Source organism: Desulfobacter sp. (assembly GCF_050177295.1).
The window spans coordinates 1-4790 of sequence record NZ_JBFXHE010000343.1 but is presented as its reverse complement, the minus strand read 5'-3'; the positions used below and the strand labels follow the sequence as shown (position 1 = coordinate 4790).

The window sequence follows — 4790 nt, the reverse complement described above, 5'->3', positions numbered from 1 at the left end:
TCTTGCCCATGGCTTGTGGGCTTTGTTCAGCATGTATATTTTAAAACTGGGCTGCCTGGACGGTTGGCCGGGATTTATTATTTCTCTTAGCAGTTTTGAAAGTACGTTCTATAAGTACGCTAAACTTCACTTAAAACAAAAAGGACTGGACGTTTTTATTCACAATCCGTTGCCAAAGGTTTGATTCCTAATTTTTTTAAGGGCTCACTGGACGGCGGGGCATCCCTTCATATGCCAGATAAGAAGTTCATAGTAGAGCATGGCCTTGTTTTTTTTTCCGGTTGCAAAAAATAGAGTCAGCGTCCATACCGTTAGATTTATGAGCAAATCTGCCGTCAGCCTTACCATGATCAGCGGCATATATACGCAGGAAAGCAAAGGAAAGTGTTTTTTATAATAAATTCGCCGGGACTGGGAAAAAAGCAGCCTTGATTTAATACTGTGGCCGACACTTTGTCCGCCTAAATGATAGATTTTTGCCCTGGGAACGATATATGAAAACCATCCATTTTGATGCATGGTAAGGGCTAAATCGGTCTCTTCAAAGAAAAAGAAAAAGGATTCGTCAAAAAAGCCTGCTTTTCTCACGGCTTCCATTTTCATGAGAATGCATGCGCCAATGCATGAGTCCACCTTTACCTCGGTGTGTGTGATGGAATGTTTGTTTTTCCGAAAGGGAGAGATGGTATTAATAAGGCTCTCATTAAACAGGAGGGTAAAAATACCTGGAAAGTAAGCAAAGGAGTTTTGTTTTGTTCCATCTTCATTTAACAGCTGACCGGCGCATATGCCGGCATCATCTTTTTCTTCCATAAAATCGCAAATTGCCTTCACAGCCCCCTGGGTCAGGATTGTGTCTGAATTGAGCAGGAGCGCATACGGGCTTTTCGTCTCTCTGAGTACGATGTTGTTTGCTTTGGCAAATCCAAGATTTTCACTGTTTTCAATCACACGGACATCGGGAAAAGCCTTAAGAACTGCCTTGGGACTGCCGTCGTGGGAGTTGTTGTCAACCACCACAACTTCAAAAGAAAGCTCTTTTATGGTTTCAAATACGCTTTTAATGCAGTTGAGAAGCAGTTCTTTGGTATTGTAGCTTAAAATAATAATCGTAACATCTGTCATGAATTGTGTTCTTCCCCGGATACTTTTATTGTTTTTTGCTAATTTGCAAGTTACGGTTGAACCATGCTTCTTCAGTTTCCGTCAGGGCACAAACCCTTACAGTAATATATCATATGACCATTGTAAAATATATCTATTAACTCAGGAAACAATGCCAAAATTATGAAAATAAATCGTTCTAAATGCAAATAGTTCATTTATAGTCATTCTGTTTGAAGCGCAGATTTTCCACAGTCTGCTTGTCATTTTATAGGTTGATTTTTTTTGAATCCTGCATTCATCCAACGTTGCTCAATGGGGGCCTGCCAATTGCATTCGATGCAAAGAGATGTTATTGGATGCAAAGAGATGTTATTGATTGACGGCTGCAATTTAATAAGCATAGTGAAGTTAATTGTTTTTTTTAATAATATCGAGTTGTTAGGATACATATAGCGCTTTATGATTAAGATCCCCAACTTATTTTTTTATAGGAAAAAATTGGTTCCGCAAACACCACCCCATGATTGCCAATGGTCCATCGGCATCTATGAGGGTGTTTCCCCTTTTACCTTACAACCGCCTATCAATATAACCAACCCAATTCTATCCCCCTGTGACGTATCCGATGGACAGTCAATACTTGTCGCAGACCCTTTTGGTGTCCAGTATGAAGATAAGCACTACCTTTTTTTTGAATCTGAGGTGAAAACTAAAACCGGTTATAGAGGAAAGATAGCCTTGGCAAGCAGTGAGGACGGGACAACATGGCATTATGAGAAGGTTGTCCTTAACGAGCCTTTTCATCTTTCTTATCCTTATGTATTTATTTGGGAAAATCAATTTTACCTTATTCCTGAATCCAGACAATTCCGGCAGATTCGATTGTATCGTGCTGTATCATTCCCTTTTCATTGGGAACTGGATACCATCTTACTGAAAGGCAAGCGTTTTGCAGACAATAGTCTTTTTTTCTATAATGACATTTGGTGGTTGTTTACAGATTCGGGGAATTCGACTCTTAGGCTATATTTTTCCCAGCATTTGAAAGGTCCTTACAAACAGCATCAGAAAAGTCCGATACGCAAAAAAGATCCCCATTATGCACGCCCTGCAGGACGGGTGATTTTGTATCAAAATAACCCGATTCGTTTTGCCCAAGATACCTTGCCCATATATGGGAGTAAAGTCTGGGGCTTTAAGATCACTACATTGACAACTAAAGCCTATAGTGAAGAACCCATTACAACCCCTGTCCTTGAGGCTTCCGGAGCTGGATGGAACAGCCATGGCATGCATACTGTTGACGCAACCCAATTGCCGGATGGCTCCTGGCGGGCTTATGTTGATGGATATGGATCGAGCAAGGGAAGTAGTGTCTAAGGTTAGGCGAAAACTAACTTTGCGGTGCAAACAGGGTTGCACTCATTAATGCAAAAAACCAGCCTTCAGCACTGTCTTTGAGCGGAGACGCGACCATACAGGCTGTTATGATGGTTAAGACAAAGCCCCGGGCAAGCAGTATCCTTTTTTTCTTTTGTAACAATCCCGCATAGCACCATTGGGTGAGGAAAAAAGAGAGAAGAACCAAAATACCCACCAGGCCAAACTGAGCACCAGCCATCAAAAAATCGTTATGGGGATTGTCTGATCGATGAAATTGGGTTCCTTTTATCAATTTAGAGTAGGATGTTTGGAAGCTGCCTGTGCCTGTACCGATGAAAGGGCTTTTTCTTATAAGTTTAAGAGAATTTGTGTAGAATTCAAGGCGGAGACCGGAAGATGAGGTCCAACTTGCCGGTTCTCCGTAATTCCATCCCCTTATTTCATTGACTGCGATACGGGCTCTTGTTAACAAAGGATTGGATGGATAGACCCATAAAGAAAGCCCCATGCAAAGACAGATGATAGAGGCGATTACAATACTTTTCCGGTTGCTCCATGAAAAAAAATAGTACATAAAAAGGACAAGGCTAATCAGATGGCCGGTTCGCCCGTTTACCATGAATAATACATTGATTAAGGCCAGGAAACTGAATCCTGTCCATAGAAGTCGTGCTTTAAGTGTTTTAGCCGACCTGGCCAGCACTGCCGTAACAAATACAGTAAATGCCATGAATGTATTGTGTTTGATGTGATCATGGAAAACATAACAGTCAAACGGGTTGCCCTTTACAGGTATAAAGTCCGGCACCATGCTGACCCGTATCAGATACGAGAGAAGAAGAATTATTCCCATGGCACCAATAAATGATATCAAAACAGCCCGGGTATTTTTTTCTTTCTTTAAATAGATCATGGCCATGGCTATGAATAGGAACTTACCGCCGTTCTGGAGGCCCTCAAGTATTTTTTCCTGCCCGGCACTGGTATAGGAAAGCCCTGCTATATGAATCAGGAAAAATGTACAGCCGGCCATCGCCACAGGGTTGGATTTTATGATAACTGTCAATTCTTTTAACGGGTTCTTGAAGTTGTCCAGAATCCAGAACAAAAGGAAAATTCCTAAGACCATATAGGTCATGGCCGTGGATACAGGGATGGTAGCTGCCAATAAAATCAGTGCGGAACTGCAGACTTTGCTTAAATTTATGTGTGATATCATTTTGCCAGCATTTGTTTAGTTGTGTCCGGGGAGTAAAAAAAGTTTTATTGGTCGGCTCATAAAAAAGTATTATCGTTTTTATGCATATTTCTCAGCTGATTGGGTATTTCGGCATAATAGTTCACAGGAAAACAAACCCCATAAATTAGAAGGAAAGCTCAGCAATATATGATTCATACTGCTTGAAAATGGTTTTAGAGTCAAAACGACTCAAATCGGCTTGATTGATTTCAGGCGGATTTTTAGAAAATTTTACAATATTGTAGGATAATTTTTCGACATCCCCAACTGGGGATAAAGCGTCAGGAGTACTGATAAGGATCTCTGAAGGCCCTGAAGGACAATTCGTACTAATAGCCGGGGTACCACAAATCAAGGATTCAATTAATACATTTGAAAGGCCTTCAAAATCAGAAGATAAGACAAACAATTTTGCACGCCTCATCCAGGCATATGGATTTTTTTTAAACCCGGCAAGATAAACTTTTTCTGTTAAGTCCAACGTTTCAATCATTTCTTTAAGATGCTCTTTCTCATATATGGAGCCATCTCCTATAATCACTAAAGGCAAAGAAATATTGGCAGCCCAATAAGCCTTCAGTAGTATGTCATGCCTTTTTTCTTTTGAAAATCTTCCTACAGTTAAAATGAATTCTTCCTCCTTAAAATCGATAGGGTTCAAACTTAATTCTTTAATGTTTTCAAAATCGAAAGGGTTGTACATCGTTTGTATAAACTTAGGAAAAACTTTGAAATTGTTTAAAAGATCATTTGCAATTCCTTCGGACACAGTTAATATATTTTTTTGGTTATATAACTTCCTGAGTTTTTTAAATCTTCGACCTGATTTTTTCCCATTTAAATACCCCTCAGAGTAATTCGTATGGATCGTATGAAAAACTGGGGACTTAGATTTAAAATTTCCCAGAAGAAAAGAAGAGAACATCTCATGAGCAAAAATAGCTGCAACATGATTTTGTCTTTCGATTTTTCGAATAATTTTTCTTAATTTTTGACAATAGTAAAGGTCGGTGAGCCATCTATAAATGCCTAATCCTTTTTTAAAATTTAAACAAATAAG

General features: G+C 39.6%; 4 protein-coding genes and 1 pseudogene. 2 read left to right on the top strand and 3 right to left on the bottom strand.

Features of this window, described 5'->3' with window-relative positions; translation table 11 throughout:
• Window positions 1-184, top strand: a pseudogene (locus tag AB7U36_RS18545) (glycosyltransferase family 2 protein); the annotation flags it as partial.
• Window positions 185-204: 20 nt separating this feature from the next.
• On the opposite strand, the gene AB7U36_RS18540 reads toward AB7U36_RS18545, so the two are convergent.
• Entirely contained in the window at window positions 205-1125 is a 921-nt protein-coding gene (locus AB7U36_RS18540; RefSeq protein ID WP_004072879.1) for a glycosyltransferase family 2 protein, read from the bottom strand.
• Window positions 1126-1566: 441 nt separating this feature from the next.
• On the opposite strand from AB7U36_RS18540, the gene AB7U36_RS18535 reads away from it, so the two are divergent.
• Complete coding sequence (locus AB7U36_RS18535) at window positions 1567-2487, top strand: glucosamine inositolphosphorylceramide transferase family protein (protein WP_428161147.1); 921 nt, start codon at window positions 1567-1569, stop codon at window positions 2485-2487.
• Window positions 2488-2500: 13 nt separating this feature from the next.
• On the opposite strand, the gene AB7U36_RS18530 is transcribed toward AB7U36_RS18535, so the two are convergent.
• Together AB7U36_RS18530 and AB7U36_RS18525 are read right to left on the bottom strand one after the other, a co-directional pair.
• Window positions 2501-3709 carry an O-antigen ligase family protein gene (locus tag AB7U36_RS18530; protein WP_428161146.1) on the bottom strand — a complete coding sequence of 403 codons (1209 nt, stop codon included), beginning with the start codon at window positions 3707-3709 and terminating at the stop codon, window positions 2501-2503.
• A 145-nt stretch (window positions 3710-3854) separates the two neighbouring features.
• Window positions 3855-4790, bottom strand: a 936-nt coding sequence (locus AB7U36_RS18525; RefSeq protein WP_428161145.1) for a glycosyltransferase, incomplete at its 5' end; no start/stop codon positions are given.

Excerpts from the sequence above, each read along its gene's own strand:
- AB7U36_RS18540 (WP_004072879.1), bottom strand. The coding sequence starts at position 1,125 with ATGACAGATGTTACGATTATTATTTTAAGCTACAATACCAAAGAACTG.
- AB7U36_RS18535 (WP_428161147.1), top strand. The coding sequence starts at position 1,567 with ATGATTAAGATCCCCAACTTATTTTTTTATAGGAAAAAATTGGTTCCG.
- AB7U36_RS18530 (WP_428161146.1), bottom strand. The coding sequence starts at position 3,709 with ATGATATCACACATAAATTTAAGCAAAGTCTGCAGTTCCGCACTGATT.